This is a genomic window from Acidaminobacter sp. JC074 (assembly GCF_022496765.1).
Classification (GTDB): domain Bacteria; phylum Bacillota; class Clostridia; order Peptostreptococcales; family Acidaminobacteraceae; genus JABXKX01.
Map to the genome: position 1 here is coordinate 157,482 of NZ_VANV01000001.1, position 18,000 is coordinate 175,481.

At 34.5% G+C, this 18,000-nt stretch carries 22 protein-coding genes; 4 read left to right on the forward strand and 18 right to left on the reverse strand.

Annotated elements, in window-relative coordinates; all coding sequences use genetic code 11:
* Positions 1-41: 41 nt before the first annotated feature.
* The gene (locus EZV73_RS00765; RefSeq protein WP_240837365.1) at positions 42-1,379 is read right to left on the reverse strand and encodes a serpin family protein; all 1,338 of its coding nucleotides are present in this window, start codon (positions 1,377-1,379) and stop codon (positions 42-44) included.
* Between the two features lie 303 nt (positions 1,380-1,682).
* On the opposite strand from EZV73_RS00765, the gene EZV73_RS00770 reads away from it, so the two are divergent.
* The gene (locus EZV73_RS00770) at positions 1,683-2,168 is read left to right on the forward strand and encodes a helix-turn-helix domain-containing protein (RefSeq protein ID WP_240837367.1); all 486 of its coding nucleotides are present in this window, start codon (positions 1,683-1,685) and stop codon (positions 2,166-2,168) included.
* A 48-nt stretch (positions 2,169-2,216) separates the two neighbouring features.
* On the opposite strand, the gene EZV73_RS00775 is transcribed toward EZV73_RS00770, so the two are convergent.
* From EZV73_RS00775 to EZV73_RS00790, 4 genes are all read right to left on the reverse strand, one after another.
* Positions 2,217-2,618 (reverse strand): VOC family protein, encoded by a 402-nt coding sequence (locus EZV73_RS00775; protein ID WP_240837369.1) that lies wholly within the window; start codon positions 2,616-2,618, stop codon positions 2,217-2,219.
* A gap of 42 nt (positions 2,619-2,660) precedes the next feature.
* Positions 2,661-3,509: a CPBP family intramembrane glutamic endopeptidase gene (locus EZV73_RS00780; protein ID WP_240837371.1), complete on the reverse strand. Its 849-nt coding sequence runs from the start codon at positions 3,507-3,509 to the stop codon at positions 2,661-2,663.
* Positions 3,510-3,632: 123 nt separating this feature from the next.
* Positions 3,633-6,263, reverse strand: a complete 2,631-nt coding sequence (locus tag EZV73_RS00785) for a hypothetical protein (RefSeq protein ID WP_240837372.1) — start codon at positions 6,261-6,263, stop codon at positions 3,633-3,635.
* 24 nt (positions 6,264-6,287) lie between these two features.
* Positions 6,288-6,968 carry a methyltransferase domain-containing protein gene (locus EZV73_RS00790; protein WP_240837374.1) on the reverse strand — a complete coding sequence of 227 codons (681 nt, stop codon included), beginning with the start codon at positions 6,966-6,968 and terminating at the stop codon, positions 6,288-6,290.
* A 148-nt stretch (positions 6,969-7,116) separates the two neighbouring features.
* Between EZV73_RS00790 and EZV73_RS00795 the strand changes: the two genes are divergently transcribed.
* Positions 7,117-7,650 (forward strand): GNAT family N-acetyltransferase, encoded by a 534-nt coding sequence (locus EZV73_RS00795; RefSeq protein WP_240837376.1) that lies wholly within the window; start codon positions 7,117-7,119, stop codon positions 7,648-7,650.
* Here the strand turns inward: EZV73_RS00795 and EZV73_RS00800 are convergent.
* From EZV73_RS00800 to EZV73_RS00860, 13 genes are all read right to left on the reverse strand, one after another.
* A complete protein-coding gene (locus tag EZV73_RS00800; RefSeq protein WP_255812569.1) occupies positions 7,645-7,992 on the reverse strand; it encodes a DUF1667 domain-containing protein in 348 nt (115 codons plus the stop codon). The two genes, EZV73_RS00795 and EZV73_RS00800, sit on opposite strands and share 6 nt — an antisense overlap.
* Positions 7,993-8,058: 66 nt before the next feature.
* A complete protein-coding gene (locus EZV73_RS00805; protein WP_240837378.1) occupies positions 8,059-8,607 on the reverse strand; it encodes a hypothetical protein in 549 nt (182 codons plus the stop codon).
* Between the two features lies 1 nt (position 8,608).
* Positions 8,609-8,965 (reverse strand): hypothetical protein, encoded by a 357-nt coding sequence (locus EZV73_RS00810; RefSeq protein ID WP_240837380.1) that lies wholly within the window; start codon positions 8,963-8,965, stop codon positions 8,609-8,611.
* A gap of 93 nt (positions 8,966-9,058) precedes the next feature.
* Positions 9,059-10,882: a WG repeat-containing protein gene (locus tag EZV73_RS00815; RefSeq protein ID WP_240837382.1), complete on the reverse strand. Its 1,824-nt coding sequence runs from the start codon at positions 10,880-10,882 to the stop codon at positions 9,059-9,061.
* 277 nt (positions 10,883-11,159) lie between these two features.
* Positions 11,160-12,044: a hypothetical protein gene (locus tag EZV73_RS00820; protein ID WP_240837384.1), complete on the reverse strand. Its 885-nt coding sequence runs from the start codon at positions 12,042-12,044 to the stop codon at positions 11,160-11,162.
* Between the two features lie 130 nt (positions 12,045-12,174).
* Positions 12,175-12,618 carry a VanZ family protein gene (locus EZV73_RS00825; protein WP_240837386.1) on the reverse strand — a complete coding sequence of 148 codons (444 nt, stop codon included), beginning with the start codon at positions 12,616-12,618 and terminating at the stop codon, positions 12,175-12,177.
* Between the two features lie 9 nt (positions 12,619-12,627).
* Positions 12,628-13,038, reverse strand: a complete 411-nt coding sequence (locus EZV73_RS00830; protein WP_240837387.1) for a GNAT family N-acetyltransferase — start codon at positions 13,036-13,038, stop codon at positions 12,628-12,630.
* The gene (locus EZV73_RS00835) at positions 13,031-13,216 is read right to left on the reverse strand and encodes a hypothetical protein (protein ID WP_240837389.1); all 186 of its coding nucleotides are present in this window, start codon (positions 13,214-13,216) and stop codon (positions 13,031-13,033) included. Before EZV73_RS00835 ends, EZV73_RS00830 begins: the two co-directional genes overlap by 8 nt.
* A 108-nt stretch (positions 13,217-13,324) precedes the next feature.
* The gene (locus tag EZV73_RS00840; RefSeq protein ID WP_240837391.1) at positions 13,325-13,990 is read right to left on the reverse strand and encodes an LrgB family protein; all 666 of its coding nucleotides are present in this window, start codon (positions 13,988-13,990) and stop codon (positions 13,325-13,327) included.
* On the reverse strand, positions 13,987-14,343 hold the full coding sequence (locus EZV73_RS00845) for a CidA/LrgA family protein (protein WP_240837393.1): 357 nt from the start codon (positions 14,341-14,343) through the stop codon (positions 13,987-13,989). The genes EZV73_RS00840 and EZV73_RS00845 overlap by 4 nt, the downstream gene beginning before the upstream one ends.
* 61 nt (positions 14,344-14,404) lie before the next feature.
* Positions 14,405-14,905: a hypothetical protein gene (locus EZV73_RS00850; protein WP_240837395.1), complete on the reverse strand. Its 501-nt coding sequence runs from the start codon at positions 14,903-14,905 to the stop codon at positions 14,405-14,407.
* Positions 14,886-15,122: a hypothetical protein gene (locus EZV73_RS00855; protein ID WP_240837396.1), complete on the reverse strand. Its 237-nt coding sequence runs from the start codon at positions 15,120-15,122 to the stop codon at positions 14,886-14,888. The genes EZV73_RS00850 and EZV73_RS00855 overlap by 20 nt, the downstream gene beginning before the upstream one ends.
* Before the next feature lie 132 nt (positions 15,123-15,254).
* Entirely contained in the window at positions 15,255-16,091 is an 837-nt protein-coding gene (locus tag EZV73_RS00860) for an AraC family transcriptional regulator (protein ID WP_240837398.1), read from the reverse strand.
* 132 nt (positions 16,092-16,223) lie between these two features.
* Between EZV73_RS00860 and EZV73_RS00865 the strand changes: the two genes are divergently transcribed.
* Together EZV73_RS00865 and EZV73_RS00870 are read left to right on the forward strand one after the other, a co-directional pair.
* Positions 16,224-16,661: a MarR family winged helix-turn-helix transcriptional regulator gene (locus EZV73_RS00865; protein ID WP_240837400.1), complete on the forward strand. Its 438-nt coding sequence runs from the start codon at positions 16,224-16,226 to the stop codon at positions 16,659-16,661.
* Entirely contained in the window at positions 16,654-17,982 is a 1,329-nt protein-coding gene (locus EZV73_RS00870) for an MATE family efflux transporter (RefSeq protein WP_240837402.1), read from the forward strand. The genes EZV73_RS00865 and EZV73_RS00870 overlap by 8 nt, the downstream gene beginning before the upstream one ends.
* Positions 17,983-18,000: the final 18 nt, after the last annotated feature.

Genomic DNA, 18,000 nt, shown 5'->3' on the forward strand with positions numbered 1-18,000 from the left:
AGAACTTTAAGTAAAACATATGATGCTACTATTCAATTTAACTATTCTATCAATGGATTATTTACAATACCAACATATAAACAGACGCCACGACCATTAGAAATTGTGAAAACAAACGGTCTATCTAAAATCAACTCACACTTATCCTCTGGAAGCCCACTTCCAAAGTATAAAATCTGTGTAAAGGAAGCTGCTTCTACTCCAACTTCATCAATAGCAATATGGGAGTTTTGAACAACATCACCTACAAATAGCAAGTCAGAATCACTTATACCAGAAAAATCAGCTTCAGATTTAAATATATTTTCTACACCCATATGCTTAAGACTTTCCTTTAGTCCTAAATCACTCCCAAAACTGAATTTAGGAAGTTTAATAATCACTTCACCGTAATACCTGTCTTCACTGTTCATTGCAGAAGACTTGTCTAAAATCGAAGCTAGTATTTCAGAATCTGTAAGCATTTCTTCAACAATAATCCCCTCATTAGGCAGATATAGATCCATACCAAAGTGGTTTTTCATACTTAAGTGGGTACTTTGAAAATACTCATTTCTTCTAAAGCTTTTCGCGCCATAAGTCATGTTCATAAAATCTACTTCCACATACTCTTTTTTAGATAAATAGAATCGGTCTTTAGCTGTCAGACTTTCATCAAAACGGTCTACCCATTCATCATAAAAATACAAGGTTGATATGACCTTTAAGATTTCGTCTTCTCTTATGTCATTATCATAATGTAAAAGTCCATTTGTATGATCTTCAATCCAATAATTAATTTTTCCTTTGAGTTTGTCTGATTTAAAATCTGCTGTAAACAAATCAGCATAATAAGAGCCCAGTTTAGAAATAAAATCATCTTTAAAAGAAAAGTCTTTATCCAACCACAAACTATTTGATATATGCAACTTACCAATTTCATTATCCATAGAAAGTTGCCTGTAGAGATTACCTAACTCATTGTTAAACAAGCTTGAATCTAATTCATTTATATTGATTAACTTTGTTATTTGATCTTTTGTTTCCCCTTCAGCCCCTTCTTGAATCAACCCCAAAGCGAAGTATAAGTTCAGAGGTGAGAATACAAGATTTTCTGATGGATCATAAGTAGTCATCATCGATTCAATGGCCAAACCATTAAAATGATTGATATTACCATATGTTTCTTCTGATACTGGATTATTGTCCCATCGTTCCCTTTGTGCATCACGATCATCAAACCCAATAGCTTTTAATGACTCTGCTTCATAAATAAGGTCATTAGAATAATCAAATAACTCATAATAAATTGTTTCATTAGCACTTTCAAGCTTAGCCTGGCTTTCACATCCTATAGTTAACATTGATAAAACTATCATCAATACTAATATCTTTTTCATAAGAAACTTCTCCCCTTTAGCATCTAATCTTTTACCAATATCATTGATGAGATTGGCTATGAGATTCTTTATCATTATCCAGATTTACCTTGAACGATAAACTTCGAAGCTCCAGCATCATAGCTATCAGCAAAGGATAAATTATCCTCTCTACCTAATCTTACAATATAATGTTAAATAATAACATTATCAAAACATTAAACCACACATCTCCCATTCAGCGCAACCAACTGTTGCAAGATGGAACCGATTGTTTCTTGTCTTAACATTTATTGTCATGTAAAATTTATACAAGGGGGCTATATGAACTTAAACACTATTTCAAAAAACTTGGTCATTCTAAGACAAACTAAAAACATAACACAAGATGATTTATCTAAAATACTAAACGTCTCTCGACAAGCTATTTCAAAATGGGAAAGAGGTATCTCTCTACCCAATATAGAAACTTTATTAGAACTATCAAAAATCTATAATGTTACGATAAATGAAATCTTGGAATCTCAGTCTGATTCCTTAAAAAACTTCGAAGACATCTGCCTTATAGAAAGTAACATAATAACAAAAGTTGTATCTTCTATACCTCCTGAAGATGTAGTAATAGCTTTAATGGGTGCTTCTCCATCGGTTAATGAACTCATAAAAAACCTATATCCTGATATAGACTATAAGAAAGAGCGTGAGAAACAAGGATTCGTTAAAATTACTGAAGTAGAAGTTAAGCAAAATAAGATTATTAAAGAAGTAAATTTTCAGTTAAGAAAACACAGATTTAATCCGTCGTTTTAGGACTGCCTCAACAATCACATTCCATAAAAAAATCTAATGCCATATGTATTAGATTTCTTGTCTGTCCCGTATCTCTATAATGGTGCCTTCAGGAGAAATTACCTTAAGTAACTTGCCGCCTTCAACAACATATACATGTTTGCCATTCTTTAGCTTAAAGTTATCATAGCCTAAAGCTTTGATTCTTTCATATTCCTTTTCAACATCATCCACGCTAAAAGAAAAATGAACCAAACCTTTATTTATTCCTGAATAATCTCTAAGGCTTTCCCCTTCTTTACCTGTCTGAAGTTCTATCATCAAAGTACCATATTTAAGCCACGTATTGTAGGCTCTTTTATGGAAGTTCTGCGTTTCCTTTACAACTTCAAAGTCAAATATTCTGCAATAGAAATCTAAAGATTCTTTATATGAATCTGTCTGTATACATAAATGATGCAATTCTCTCATTTTACTCTCCTTCATTAATCGCCTTATTAAGTCTTTACATCTCTATGCTAATATCTCTTCTACCTCAAATGATGGCAAGTCACTGAATACTCTTTTATTTTTTCTAGCATACATCAATAAAACCACATAAGCAACTAATCCAATAAGCATCATGAGCAGATAACCTATCCATGGTATCAAGAAATCCGATGGCAAAACATTACTTAGTATAACAGCCATAGAGTTATTCAATATATGCATAATGATAGCTGGCCAAATACTATTAGTGTAGTAAACCATCAAACCCAGTGCAATACCTATCAAGAGTGTTGGAAAAGCTTGTACTATATTCATATGATATAAGCTAAATACAAGAGCTTGGATACCAATCACCCATTTTATATTAAGATGCTCGCTAAGATTTTTAAACAGTGAGCCTCTAAAAACAATTTCCTCTGCTATTGGTGCAATAATCCCTACCCCAAGAAAAGTAATCAGAAAGTTGTCATTGATAATAAGATTACTTAATGATTCCGTTGTCTCTACATCTAAACTTTGGATATTTGTAAGAGCAGCAAAGCCTGTCGAAACCATAAAAGAACTTAAACCAATAAGCGTTGCCAATAGGCCTTCTTGAACTGTAATAGGATTAAACCTATATGCCACAGTCATCTTATGACGTCTTTTACTTGTATGCACCAAGAAAAACAAGGCTATAACAATTATATTTGCCAACAAGAGGATAAGTGGCGTAAAAGACAAGAGTCTTTCAGTCAGTTGTGTCACTTCTAACTCACTTGGATCAGCAACAATAGCGATGGCCATGCCTGCAAAAAAGAAACATAACAATTGCATCACATAGGGTATTGCCAATACCAAAATCATTTTTCCTAGCATTTTTAAAACTTTCATTCTATTTTTAGAACTCCTTCACTAATTTTGATTTTGATTTTTGTTGTATTATCCTAAATCACTAGGTCTAAATGACATAAGTATTTCTGATTACATCTAGCTTTATCAATTTTAAACCTTTGATTAATAAGTTGTTTCACCGAGGTATTCTGCAGTTGAGTTTATAATCTTGTAGTATTTAACTACATTGTTATTAAACAGTCTACATATCATTTCACCATTAATTGGTTCTATGTAAAGAGAAAAATATGGATAGTCTCCATCTATCTCTTTATTCTCAAACGAAACAAGTTTTTCTGACTCTTTACCCAACATATACTGATAGATACCAGCCTCTTTGATATAGGTGTTATCGCCATCTTTTTCAATGTTATTTTTTACGTAATACATGATATCTCCATCAAGCCTGATATCATCAATCACACTGTACTGATCACCAATTAGATCCACTTCCATAAAGACAGTAATATCTCTAAATCTTCTATCATAGAGTAGAAAATGTTCTTTTGTAGCATCTGCGTTTCTTGATTTGAAGACCAAGAAGTCCTTTGTCATTTCAATGATGTTGCTGCTTTCATTGACAACCGACTGAATCTCAGAACGACTTAAGTCGCTGATGTCTTCTAGGGTATAGACCTCACTAAAGTGAATTTGACCAAGTCTATCCGGCGCTAACCACCATGACTGACTATATGCTTCAAGACTGGGCATATCGTTAAGCTTGATTTCAAAAGCTACATCTACTTGATCTGGATCAGAGTTTTCAATACTTTCAAAATCTTCATTATTATGCTTTCTGATACTATAACCCTTGTCATAGTTTTCAAAGGTATAATCTGTAACATGCGGACCATAACCATATGTATCTTCTTTTTCTTTAAGATACCAAGTACCATCTATAAATGAAAACTTAGAACGTTCAGACCACTTCCAGGCATTACCACCAAATGAGTTGATTTCAAAGTCCTTCCCGTCTGAAGATAAAGGAATATAAGGATCACCAAATACACCACCTTCTCCAGCGTGTCTGACAAGATTGATATCTTGAAAGTCTAATATATAACCTTGTGGGCTGGCTTTAAGTGCAAATAATATTCTTGGATATTCAGATATTTCTTCATCAATATAAGTCTTTTCTATAACGCCTACTATATCCTTTAAACCATCTGAGTTAAAATCAAGCTGAACTTGATCAAGAAGTGACCACCCCTCTGGTACAAATGATTCTAGAGACTTAGCAAATGATTTAAGATAAGGTACTTTTAAAAGTTCCTCATCATAAGATCTTATCAGCCTATAGTGATCATGGTAATCTAGAGCAATCAGGCTTTCATTTAAATCGAATGTATAGCCTCTTAAGGTTCCCTCACTGATGACGTAGGTATAGGTATGATCATAAATGTCGTCAAACATGATTGCCTCTGCAGGAATCCCCTCTGGATGATAGGTGTCCATAACAAATCTTTCATGACTAAGACCATCTAGTTCATAGAGACTTTCACCTGTAATCAAATTGAAATCGTCATCACAATCCAATGACACAACTCTAAAATTCTTGATTTGACCATTGACAATAACTTCTACATACTCACTCATACCTCTTTCCCACCTAGGCGTATCTCCCAACCAAGAAGCTGGTGGCATATAAGACCCTTTAATATAAACATAATCATTGATGTGCTTGACTTCAAAACCATCATTGTAATTAAATTCTACTCTTGAAAGATCTTTAACTTGTTTCATTAAGTCTGGATGCATTAAGCCCTTGCTATTGGGATCATTGGTATAATAAATTTCATTTTCTTTTTGACCAAATGAAAGGTAGTAGATGTAGTCTTCTTCAGTCATGATGAAGTTAACGCCTTGACCTAGGCCTCTTACAAAACCGCTATATGTTAACGACTCATTTTCACTTTCAAAACCATAAGCCATCACAAACTCTAAGAAAGAGAGATTCTCTTCTCCAATAAGTGTTTTCATGACAGCCATTCTATCCTTTGTTTCAAAGGTCTCAAGCATAATGCTTGCATTGGTATATACCGGTTCTTCTAAAGTATACATGCCCTCCATGTAGACACCCATACCAAATTCCTTTTGGATGCCACCCGTACAAGTAACTTCAAGATTATCATCTGAAAAATTAAAACTTACAGTTTCTAGTTTATCCGATTTCCTATGATGTATATAAAACGCTTCATTGTCTGATATGTAATGTGCTATGCCTGATAAACCACCTGTATGACCACCAGAATAAAGTTCTGCATTAAAAACCAGATAGCTCTCATTACTTTCTATATTAATAAAAGCTCCATCAGCTTTATGAACCTTTGTCCTAGCCCACTCACCATCTAGATTAAGAGTTGAAGTCGTTATATCACTATTTAGTTTGATAAATGACTTATCTTCAATATCAAAGGATTCATCTTCAAGTGATATCTGAAAATCCTTACCATTCATTGTCATACTTGCAAAACCATCATGGACTGTCCACGTGCCGTTAATGCCTTGACCTAGATAAGCACTCTCATCACCGAATAAAACTGGGTCATTTGAATAAACCTTGCCATCATTAAATAGGTATAAAACACTGATGTTCTCATCACCAGATGTCCATATACCAGAATAAGCTTCTTTATAATCGGTCTCTTCAACTTGAATAATTGACTGATCGATTTCTTTATCTTTTACTTCATTTTCCTCACTGCATCCAATAAGTACAATTAAACATAGTAATACAATAATAAGTCTCTTCATACACTCCTCTTCAATCTCTCTACTTTAACAAGCACTTACAATAAAACGTTCTTCTTTGAGAACCAATCTACCGTCAAGTGTATGTTCTTGAATCAGTTTTTCGAGGGCCTCTCGATGTTCATCTAAGGTGTTATCTAAAGACATATGCATAGATGATAGATGTTCAGCAAAATCAGATTTTGAATCAAATACCAGCAAGCACTCATCAAAGACATCTACTTGAATGTCCATAAAGCCACCTTCTTTAAGTCTTGTTATGACCTTTTCCATAGCAAATAAGGGATGAATCGCTAAGAGTCTGCCACCTTCTTCTAAAAGCTCTTTATGGTCATAAATAGAAGTTGGTCCCCTTCTGTTGTATATTAGGTCATAGACTGGATGTTTTTCATCTATTTCATGTGTGTGAAAGTAGATAAAGTCTACATTGTCAACTTGATTTTGTTCTTTTAGAGCTTTGGCAATCTTTATCAGTTCAAGTGCACTGTCCCCACCAGTGATTTTCTGAGCGTATTTAGACATGCTTAAGGTGAACTCACCATGCCCACAACCTATATCTAACACATTTGAGTAATTGGGTAAAAGCTCAATCAGTCTTTCTTCAAAGATATCTTCACCAGATATGCCTTCTTTTATGTAGTTTGCATGGCTTTTATAGCCCTTATTTCTTATAGCAATTTTGTTGTACCATTCTTGACACTTATTCAATAATTCCTCCTAATAATGCATTTCATTTCTCCATAATAATTGTACAACGAAAAGTCCTCTGTCGACATTAAATAAGCATTAACATTTATCTAAAGTTAACTTGAATGAAAAGACAAAATTGTGGTAAAAATATAAGGAGGTGACTTACATGAATATAAAATTTGACCCATTTCCTGTCTTAAAGACAGAACGATTAACATTAACATCGCTTTCTTTCAAACACGAAGGTGCATTATTTGATTATCAATCCAACAAAGAAAATTTTCCTTATGTAGATATGCCCATATACAAATCCATTGATGAGGCTAAGAACTATATCATTAAGATGAAGTCTGGTCTTGATCAGGAAAAATGGATCAACTGGGCCATTTGTCTAGATGATGATATCATAGGTACCGTTTCTATCTGGAACTTAAACCACGAAGAAAACAAGGCAGAAGTCGGCTATGGGATTTTCCCAGCTTACCGCCGTCATGGCTACATGAAAGAAGCCTTACTAAGGGTTATAGATTATGCCTTTGATGTCATGGAACTCGATCTTATTGAAGCATACACAAGCCCTGTGAATATACCTTCTACTAAGTTTCTAGAAGATTGTAACTTTGATTACATCAAGTCTGAACCAGACCCATATTCTAATAATCAGATTATGAGTTTATACAAAAAAAAGAAGTCATCATAACTTCTTCATGCTTCTGGAGGCAATGATATCAACCCCTGTATTCAAAACATTTTTTATAATAACATCCCCCATTTTTACAGGGGCCTTTACAACAACATGGTTAATTTGCTTCATGCAATCCATAATGAGATTCTTGGGTATTTCAGATGCCGTTCTAACAGGAAGTCTCTTATGAATAGCCCCTTCTATGACCACTGTAGATGTCACGATTCTCATAGGATTTTTAAGTTCATTTATGGCATAAGTCTCACCTTTTGGACATTGATTGCCAGTAACGATTAAATCATCACTGACTTCTAAATGACAGCCGATAGGACAAGCTATACAAATCATTTTACGCATAATTACCTCCTAGCAAAAAAAGAGTATACCATATAGGATACTCTTTCTTAATTATATCACAAAAGACTACAACAAAGCTTCAAGCTTCTCAATTAGCCATAGTGGTAAGTTTTCTGTTCGCTTTAACAAATGAGGATACTTAACAGGATGGTCCTTAAAATAAGCCTCTATGATCTTAACCTTCTTTTCCCTATTCGGAATCATATTGTACAAAATATACCATTCTTCTAATGATGTCATAGGTATGGCTTCATTATCTATCATCCACTTTTCTACGATAGAAGTTTCATCAAAGGGATAAACATAGGTCACATCGTGGTTGGTGATTTTCATACGACTCATCACATCAACATTGACACCATCAATAACAAACTCACCAAAATACTCTGTACCATAAACATCACTTGGTGGAGAAAACTCTTTTTCTCCAAATCTTAACAGTATCTCTTCAAATCTTTCAATATCACTTGGGATGACCAGTAAATCCAGATCATTTACCGTATCAACCAATCCATGATAATTGAGTAGTGAAGATGCGCCTAAAGCCCAAGTAATATTCTCTTTATTCAAAACTTTTGCCAGGCGCACCAAGACTTTTCTCAACTCAGATGTCATTTTATCCTACTTTCATTTCTGCTTCGATTTTCTCTATTATTTGGTCTGAAAAATGAACCTTCGCTTTTTCTACAATGCCCCTATCTTGCTTAAGCATCTTTAGGACATTCATGGTGACAATTGACCGCACGTAATCATCACCTTCAAGTAACATGGCTTCAACGATTGTTACCAGTTTCTTGACTTCTTCAGTTGTTCGGGCATCTCTTAGCTTTTGACACAAGGGGCCACATATCTCTTCATCAAAGAAAATGTGTCCAAGAAACATACCGTTCAATTGAATATGCTCATCGATTTTTCTTTTCTGATCAGGAAAAGTCTGAACATACATGTCAATAAAATAATCCATTTTACGCATAGCTCTTCCTTTCTCTATTGTTACGATTATACCATAATTTCTCAGTTTATGCACCTTTTGATGTATGACATAACAAAATGCTAGAATTAAACATTATAGTGTCATATCATCCTTTAATGCGTCCTTGATATCTTCGTAGTTTATTTTAAAGTCTATGATACCCGCAGCATATGGACCTATATCATAAGGGTTGTAGTAAATGCTAATGCCACCATCATAGAACCTAAAATTATAGTCATCTCTTTTAAAGTAATTGATGATCTCTTCTTCAGACATAGTCGATAAGTCTACATATAATCTATTGTCATTTTCTGATACTTCAGCCATAGCCAAAGCAAGTACCTTATGATAATCAAGTTCTTCTTTAAACAGATCTTTTAAACTCACACTTTCACCACTTGAAAGATCATAAATATAAGTTGCCTCACCATAATTACCATGGGCAGCACCTAGACCGTACCAATACCATGTTTGATCTATCTGGAGTTTACCATCTACTTCTTCAGCTCTAAATCCTAGGTTGGATATTGTTGAGTAAACACCTGATTCATCGAGTTCGCCTAGGCTGGTATCAAACTTCTGAGCCAGGTCTTCATTGATCTTGTCTTCAACATCACCATCTTTATAGGCAAGTTTTGGATAAAATACAGGATTAATCCCCGCAGACTTGTATTTGGTCAAAACACGACCTTCTGTTAACTTAATGATTTTTGTAGACTTCTTAATAACTTGCCAGTCCTTTATATAAAGCACCATTGACCCATCATAGCTCGAATGTTCTGCAACAATCAGATCATCAACCATCCTAAAATCAAATGGTCCTTCCACATCTTCGACCATCATCTGCTCGCCAGTTTCTACATCAAGGAAGTAATATGAGTTACCATCATAAACATAGAATATAGAGTCTTTGATATGCTCTATGATATAATAGTCAAAACCTGTAACAGCTTTTGTCCTGTCAAAGATAGCCTTCTTATAAACATCTTCTGAGTATCTTTTATAGTCTAAGCCATAAAAATCATAGGCTTCAGCAACTGCGAAATAGTCCCCAGATAAAGGCTTGATGTCATAATAAAGAGGATCAATAATGATATTGCCTTTTTCATCTAATAAGCCAAATGCATAAGGCTGTCCGGTTTGTTTTTCAATGATTTCATCCTTATTACCAACAACCACAAAATCATCTACTGGTAAAACATAATCAAAGGCTTGATCGGTTACCTGTTTGCCACCTCTCGATAAATAGTAATCATCATTGATGCTATCATATGTAATCTCTATAGGCTTATCTATAGCAGAATAGAATGCCTTTTCATGAACATCGTTGTAAATACCCTCTAAGAGTATGGCCTGTTTGGTAATTGGATCAAAATAATAATCTTCTCCATCCTTGTAAATACTCAGAACATTCCCTTGATTATAGATATAATCACCTTGCTTAAGTTGTAAAAAAACTTGTCCACTTTCATCTAATATAACCGGTTCGTCATTAAGAGTCATCCCATACAACAAGCCCTTATTTGCCTGGTGAAGTGTCTTATATGCTTCAAAGGGAATAATCATTTGTCCCTCAGTATCAATAACACCCGCTAGGCCATCTAAGGAAACCACGGCGTAATCATTTTCAAAATAAGAAGCTTCATCAAACTGATAGTCTACAATAACCCGGTTTAAATCTGAAGCATAAACATAGCCCCACATTTCTTTGTCATCAACCATCTTTGACATTGGCAGTAAGCTGTGTGCTTCTACAGAGATGACCTCAGTTTCTGTTTCAAGATCATTACTTTCAGTGACTTCTTCTACTGTTTCTTCGTTAACTGCTTCTATTGTATTATTGGTCTTTACTTGAGCATTTTGTTGACACGACATCAAGCATAAGGCAAGACCTAGTATAATTAATTTTTTATGCATAATAACCTACCTTTCTCTTATATGATACCCGAAGTTCTCCTTACTTTGTAGAAACTCATTTATTTTTAAGAGATTTATAATACTATAGTCAAGCTATTGGATAATCCCCTTTTTTGTTGTATATTGGAAATAGGAGAAATCCTGCTTTAGTGTAAATAAGCTGAATTTTCAGTTCAACCAACTGCTAATATCCCGAACAGCTATATGGAACTCAAACCATAATTTCACTAAAGACAAAAGACCTGTTCTCACAGGTCTTTTACTTATTCTAATAAAACTATTCTATTAAATCAAAGTGACTTCTAAAGTTAAAAAGTTCAACTATTTTATTGGCCTCATCATGAGAGAACTCCAATCGCTCAAATATCTCTTTCTTATAGGCTACTGCCATCACTGCTTGGTCGATTTTTTTATAGTAAGACTTAACTATGACTTTTTTTACTGGTATTGATTCAAAGGATTCTCTTGCAAGCCTTACAGATACACTGACCATAATGTTCTTAAATACTTCCAGCTTAGCCTTGTCTGACATTTTTCTTGTCACAACTTGATTGTCTACCATAAGTTTTTCATACATAGGAATCAGCTTCTTATCCTTATGTCTGACCGAAAGTTCTAAAGTATCTTCCGATACTGTATAATCAATGTCTATGCCCATCTTTTCTATTTCAGCATAAGGTCTATGAGTCTCAAGCCAGTATCTTAAAGCTGTTTCATCTTTTTTTTCCATGAGTCTCTGACAAGTTAAAAGCTCTTCATAATCCTTACTTCTTTCATTATAAGATTGATAGGCATCATGATAGTCTCTCTTATCTTTTTCCTTAGCAAAGTAAAGATTGTCTTTTAACTGTTTAAGCTTATCACTATCTTTTTTAAATACTCTTTCATATAAGGACGGTTTAAAGTCTTTGATCTGCTTTCTATGAAGGTTTTCATGTTTTCTATTCTGCTCAGGTTCTTTGGGTCTTTCAAGTTCTGTAATGGCTTGATAAGTTGTCCCACTAAGGCCCCTATGAAAAGTCTGTATCATCTTCATATAAGCTTCATAAGCTTGTAATTCTTTTTGGTCATTACCTACAGAATTTCTTAGCATTTGATACTTCACAACAGAGTCTCGGACGATTTCACGATCCTTAAATACATCGTTTAAGTCTTTGTACATCTAATGTCTCCTTTTGAGTTTCTCAGGCTCATTTAATCATTTCAAGATTATTTTACATTAAAACCCATCTTTTTAAAAGACTGTTTGTGAAGATTCTAACAATAGTAAGAAAAAAAATAAGACTTCCGTCTTATTTAAAGGCTTTATAAAACATATAACCTAATACCAGGCCTATGCCATTTAAAATAATATCATCTACATCAAACTGTCCTAAAGATAGAATCAACTGCATGATTTCGAAAAATAGTATTGTAGATAAACCAATAATGAGTACATGTTTAAAACGCTTGCGTTTGGTAAGTGATGGTATAAAATAACCCAGAGGTACAAACCAAAGAATCTTTAAGCCCATGATCTTCATGGCTGGCTTAAAATACATCTCCATATAACCGCTAATATGCCTTAAAGGTATAAAATTGGCTGACTTCAAATTGCTTGCAACCCTATCGATACTTGCACTGGTCACACCAGCCTTTACAGCATCTAAGGACATACTAAAGAAAATCACCTTCAGTAGCAAAATAATATAAATGACAAAGAGTAACCAAAATAATGGTTTAGAGTTTTTTGACATACCTACCCCTTAAAGTGTCCATCTGTATCTAATCTTTTTCTTTTCGCCTCTTTGGTACATATCATTATACTCAGGCACATCCACTTCTTCAATAAGTTGAGCACCAAGCTTTTCACATACACGTTTAGAAGCCATATTGTCAGGATTACAAGTGATAATTATATGTGTTAATCCTTTTTCTATAGCAATCTCTTTTAAGGCCATACAAGCTTGATAAGCATAATTGTTGCCCCTATAAGGCTCATCTATGGTGTAACCAAGATGACCACCATAATAAATGTTTTCATTGTCACCAATTCTAAGTGATAACTTGCCGATGACGGTCTCATCTAAAAAAATATCATATATAGTCGAAGGTACTAAACCTTTAGATACGTCTGCTTCGAATGTTTTGTAAACTTGAATTGAAATATTACTCATTGTCTTTCATCACCTCTTTATAATTCTTGTAAAATCTAATTAATGTATATGTCATAACCATTGGTATGATGAACATTATTAGTCTGTTATTTGTATTGAGTCCATAGATAAACAACATGATCATGGCACAAATATAAAGAACAATTAATCCAATAGATTTTCTTAATGAATTCTCCATAACAACCTCCTCTTAGAATTATACCTTTTAAGGCTATAAAAAGCAAAGAACCTAGATGATCAGTCTAGGTTCGAGCTATGGGTAATTGTCTTTCGGTAAAACAACTACTTATATAAACAAGACATAAAGACTTGTTAATAACACAAATATAACACCCGTAAGTCCCATGGCAAGACCACTCATAGCGCCTGCTTGGCCACTCATTTCCATGGCCTTTGAAGTACCAATACCATGTGAGGCAGAACCAATTGCGATGCCTTTGGCTATATCCGACTTGGTCTTAGCCAGTTTCATAATAATTGGCGCAATCGTTGCACCTAAGATACCCGTAATAATTACAACAATAACCGTGATGTCTGATAAACCACCTAACATGCTGCTGACTTCCATGGCCATTGGGGTTGTGATAGACTTTGGAATCAATGTTTTTATAAGTTGAAGATCCAAGCCAAACAAGGTGCCAAGACCTATGATGACTAAAACTGAGGATGATATGCTGACAAGTATCCCAATTACAATGGGAGCAAAGTATGTCTTAATAGCATCTCTATGTCTGTAAAGTGGTAAGGCTAAAAGGACCACAACAGGACCTAAAGCATCTCCAATGAGCTTGCCACCCTTTATATAAGTGTCATAATCAAGTGGTGTCCATATAATGGTCATGATTAAAAAAGCAACAGCTACCAAGACAGGATTCAGTAAAGGCGACTTAAATCTCTTTTTTAGCTGTAATGCTATTACATAATATACAAGCGTTAAAATCAAACCAATCATTTAGACCTCCCAACAAACTTATCAACTACTTTAGCAGCCAACCACATTGAAAAAGCTGTCGAAACAAGTGTTATGACAGATATGGCTATAATCTCATCCTTGATTAATTCAAAATAGAGTAGAATAGATACACCAAATGGAATAAAGAACAAACTCATATGTTTCAGAAGATAATCTCCTGCAGTCTTTATATAGTCTACTGTTACAATTTTAAGTGATAAAAGGATATACAAGATGCCCATACCTATTAGATTTCCAGGGATAACTATAAAACTACTGATTAAATCGCTGATGATGCCTCCTACAAGGTAAATTGAGACAACCATGATTAGGGTTACTATTACATTTATCATAATACCTTCTTTCTATCCTAAGATTATACATGAATACAAAGAAAAAAACTACCGTTGGTAGTTACGAAAATTTGGGTATGGCGCCATCAAAGTCATTCAATGACTTTGGAACAAAATCCTTGACCTCATTTTTTAATATCATCATCAGCATTTTCCAAGATGCCTTTGCTTCCACAGTTCGACCATTAAGTGCATAGTAGTCTGTTAAGAAATACAATCTCTTAATATCAGAAAGCTGCTTTTCATTAATTGAAGCATATTCTGAGATTGATTCATAGAAATGTCTGTAATTCTTTTCAGTCACCTTTAAGTCAATCATGGCAATTAACATATCCCATAGATGATTACACTTACTGTATTCTCCATTGACCTCATAGGACTTAATCTCATTAAACACAACTTCAATTTCTTTGTATTCTGACTTTGTCATCTCCAGTTCATCCAAATGCATGGTTTTTGCAAAACTAGAAAAGTTTCTTTTTATACCTTTTACCTTAGAAAGCATATACCTCTTATCACCTACCAAATAACCTATTAAACGACTAAAAACACCTAGTTTCATGTTTGCTTGCCTCAATCATATCTGTAATTTCACACCAGATGGCATCACCCTTGGTTTTCATCCCCATATCATAATAAAGACCAGCCTCTTCTAGAAGGCTACCTAGATACTCTATATCATGCTGGCTCATCATGTTTTGCAATGACTTAGAATCTATAAATCTACTTGCTGAATGTTTCATATTACTTGTCAACTCCTTATAAAGATCACTATTCATCTTCTTGTCCTCTCAATCATACATCTTTATTATCTGAAAAATTTCGACTAATTGTGTGATTTAATGGTATTGTACAAATTTTTTATGTCCAAACTGTGTTCTAAATGTGAAAAACCTGCAAATTGCAGGTTTTTATACGATGCTATGACAGCTAAGCTGAGCTTGTGTTTTTTCTGTAAAAGTCTTTCTCAATTCTGAAGGCGTCATGCCAAACCATTTTTTAAAGCGGTCAACCATATACTTATGATCCGAAAAGCCAACCAATGTTGAAATTTTGGTGATACAGACATCGGTTTCTGTTAAGTACTTAACCGACTTGCTGACACGTACATAATCTTTCATATAATTGTAAGTCCGTCCATATCTCTGTTGAATATCTTTTCTAAGATAATCATAATTGAGTGACAAGTCTTCGCTAATTTCCTTTAAACTTCTCTGATTGGTAGACTTGAAATAACACTTATATATATTTCTGTACCTTGCAATCATCTTAGGTGTAAACATTTCATGTTGCCTGCCACAGGTAACATAGTTAAAATGATTGTTTAGTAAGTTAAATAGTTGTTTTAAATGTATATAGAGATTTCTTTCGTTTTCAAATACCCCAATACGTGTAATACTCTCTAATATTAATCGCAACTTCTTGTATAAAACAGGAAATTCGGATTCATATTTTTGAGAGTTTGCAACATAAAGTCTTGGTCCAATATGCCTGTCAAAGGGTCTGATCAAGTATCTATCAAGCCTTAGGAAAGTCACAAGATTATGGCCTTCAGTCTTTTCTAATAGAAAGGCAGTTCCTGCATGTATGGCAACAATATCCCCTACCTGCATGCACATGGGTTCTGCATCTTTTCTAATAATAACAGATCCTTCTAACACCTTGATAAAAATCAAGTCTGTTTCTAAAAACAGGGTCTTTTCCTCTATACTTATGTAATTTAATGATATACCTTTTTTATTTTCCATATTACTCCTCACCCCTACACTATAACATTTAGTTTATAACTAAATAATAGACTTTTTTAAATTTTAATATTTATATTGATTGCGCTCGCAACTAATAGTATAATAGTTGCGAGCACAACTAAAGGAGGTATAATGAATCCATCTATAGGCAAGTATTTTTCTAGTATTTATAGAACACAATGCGTATATATCAATCACTTATGCAAAGACCTGGGTTTTGGTTCTAGCCAATATATCTATTTATTAAAGATAGAAGAATTTCCAGGTATCACTCAAAAGGACCTTTCTAATCTGGTTCTTATCGATAAGGCCAACACCAATAGGGCTTTAAAAAAGTTAAATGAACTTGGTTTGGTAATCATGAAATCAGATGAAAATGACTTAAGAGTCAAAAGAAATTATTTAACAGATAAGGGTACCGCGATTGTCAAGGAATTAAGAAAAAGACTCGACACACTCAGTAAGCTTTTTAGACAAGGCACTACTGATGAAGAAATGCAGATATTTTTAAAGGTCGTCCAGCAAATGGAGGATAACATTATATCTGCAGTTAAGGAGGAAAATGGCTAGAAGAGATTTAACACAAGGACATATCACTGAGCATTTTGTCTCACTGACCATCCCTATGATTTTGGGCATCTTAGGTTTGGTAGCATTTAACTTGGCAGATACCTACTTTGTTGGTAAGCTTGGAACAACTCAAATGGCTGCGCTCACATTTACCTTTCCCGTGGTTCTACTCTTAAACAGTTTGAATCTGGGTTTGGGTATAGGTGCTTCAGCCATTATTTCAAAGGCTTTTGGTCAAAAAGATCACCAAGCTGTTAAGGAGCTTTCTAGCTACAGTATATTATTAGGCTTCACTTTTGCTCTTATAGCATCCTTTATAGGCCTTATTACCATAAAGCCAGTCTTTAGTCTACTTGGAGCAGACCAAAGCGTTTTTCCATACATCAAAGACTATATGAGTATATGGTATCTAGGGGTCCCTTTTGTGGTCATCCCCATGATTGGTAACAGCATCATCAGAGCACTTGGCGATACAAAAGTCCCCAGCATGGTTATGATGCTTGCTGCGGTTACAAATATCATCTTGGATCCTATATTTATTTTTGGACTAGGTCCAGTGCCTGCATTTGGTGTAAAAGGTGCAGCAATTGCTACTGTTCTTTCAAGGTCTATCACTTTTTCAACTGCCTTATACATACTTATACATCGTGAGAAAGTGGTTTCTTTTAAAATCATAAAAATCAAGAGCATTATTCCAATTTGGAAGAAGATACTTTATATCGCTTTACCCAATGCCGCCTCTAGAATGATTCTACCAATTGGACTTGGTATCATCACTGGCTTAATCTCCACTTATGGCTTAGATGCCATAGCCGGCTATGGTATAGCAACAAGAGTCGAATATTTTGCTTTGGCCATTAGCCAGGCACTGGCTTCTGTCATACCGGTATTTGTAGGACAAAACTTTGGCGCAGGCGATTTTGATAGAATCAAAGAAGGCATCCGGATCTCTAGAAAGTTTATGTTAAGCTTTAACGCTGGTCTCTATCTGATCTTGTTCATAGCAGGACCTTGGCTGATTGGTTTATTTACAGTCAATACTCAAGTTATTAAAATTGCTGTTCTCTACCTAAGAATTGTACCTTTGGCATATGGTTTCCAAGGAATAATACTGGTCTTAAATGGGGCACTAAATGCCTTACATAAACCAGTCGTGGCAGCATCACTCAACTTGATTCAGATGCTTGTCATCTATGTCCCTATGGCAGTGATTTTAAACAGGTACTTTGGAGTAACAGCTATTTTTGCATCACTCGCCTTTTCTTATTTAGTCGTTGCAATAATGGGCAATAAGGCATTCAAAAAGATCCTAGTTGACTAGGATCTTTCTTAACGGTTT

What these genes read in the sequence shown, in the direction of transcription:
- EZV73_RS00765 (WP_240837365.1), bottom strand. Translation starts at nt 1,379, where the DNA reads ATGAAAAAGATATTAGTATTGATGATAGTTTTATCAATGTTAACTATA.
- EZV73_RS00770 (WP_240837367.1), top strand. Translation starts at nt 1,683, where the DNA reads ATGAACTTAAACACTATTTCAAAAAACTTGGTCATTCTAAGACAAACT.
- EZV73_RS00775 (WP_240837369.1), bottom strand. Translation starts at nt 2,618, where the DNA reads ATGAGAGAATTGCATCATTTATGTATACAGACAGATTCATATAAAGAA.
- EZV73_RS00780 (WP_240837371.1), bottom strand. Translation starts at nt 3,509, where the DNA reads ATGAAAGTTTTAAAAATGCTAGGAAAAATGATTTTGGTATTGGCAATA.
- EZV73_RS00785 (WP_240837372.1), bottom strand. Translation starts at nt 6,263, where the DNA reads ATGAAGAGACTTATTATTGTATTACTATGTTTAATTGTACTTATTGGA.
- EZV73_RS00795 (WP_240837376.1), top strand. Translation starts at nt 7,117, where the DNA reads ATGAATATAAAATTTGACCCATTTCCTGTCTTAAAGACAGAACGATTA.
- EZV73_RS00800 (WP_255812569.1), bottom strand. Translation starts at nt 7,992, where the DNA reads ATGCGTAAAATGATTTGTATAGCTTGTCCTATCGGCTGTCATTTAGAA.
- EZV73_RS00805 (WP_240837378.1), bottom strand. Translation starts at nt 8,607, where the DNA reads ATGACATCTGAGTTGAGAAAAGTCTTGGTGCGCCTGGCAAAAGTTTTG.
- EZV73_RS00810 (WP_240837380.1), bottom strand. Translation starts at nt 8,965, where the DNA reads ATGCGTAAAATGGATTATTTTATTGACATGTATGTTCAGACTTTTCCT.
- EZV73_RS00815 (WP_240837382.1), bottom strand. Translation starts at nt 10,882, where the DNA reads ATGCATAAAAAATTAATTATACTAGGTCTTGCCTTATGCTTGATGTCG.
- EZV73_RS00820 (WP_240837384.1), bottom strand. Translation starts at nt 12,044, where the DNA reads ATGTACAAAGACTTAAACGATGTATTTAAGGATCGTGAAATCGTCCGA.
- EZV73_RS00825 (WP_240837386.1), bottom strand. Translation starts at nt 12,618, where the DNA reads ATGTCAAAAAACTCTAAACCATTATTTTGGTTACTCTTTGTCATTTAT.
- EZV73_RS00830 (WP_240837387.1), bottom strand. Translation starts at nt 13,038, where the DNA reads ATGAGTAATATTTCAATTCAAGTTTACAAAACATTCGAAGCAGACGTA.
- EZV73_RS00835 (WP_240837389.1), bottom strand. Translation starts at nt 13,216, where the DNA reads ATGGAGAATTCATTAAGAAAATCTATTGGATTAATTGTTCTTTATATT.
- EZV73_RS00840 (WP_240837391.1), bottom strand. Translation starts at nt 13,990, where the DNA reads ATGATTGGTTTGATTTTAACGCTTGTATATTATGTAATAGCATTACAG.
- EZV73_RS00845 (WP_240837393.1), bottom strand. Translation starts at nt 14,343, where the DNA reads ATGATAAATGTAATAGTAACCCTAATCATGGTTGTCTCAATTTACCTT.
- EZV73_RS00850 (WP_240837395.1), bottom strand. Translation starts at nt 14,905, where the DNA reads ATGAAACTAGGTGTTTTTAGTCGTTTAATAGGTTATTTGGTAGGTGAT.
- EZV73_RS00855 (WP_240837396.1), bottom strand. Translation starts at nt 15,122, where the DNA reads ATGAATAGTGATCTTTATAAGGAGTTGACAAGTAATATGAAACATTCA.
- EZV73_RS00860 (WP_240837398.1), bottom strand. Translation starts at nt 16,091, where the DNA reads ATGGAAAATAAAAAAGGTATATCATTAAATTACATAAGTATAGAGGAA.
- EZV73_RS00865 (WP_240837400.1), top strand. Translation starts at nt 16,224, where the DNA reads ATGAATCCATCTATAGGCAAGTATTTTTCTAGTATTTATAGAACACAA.
- EZV73_RS00870 (WP_240837402.1), top strand. Translation starts at nt 16,654, where the DNA reads ATGGCTAGAAGAGATTTAACACAAGGACATATCACTGAGCATTTTGTC.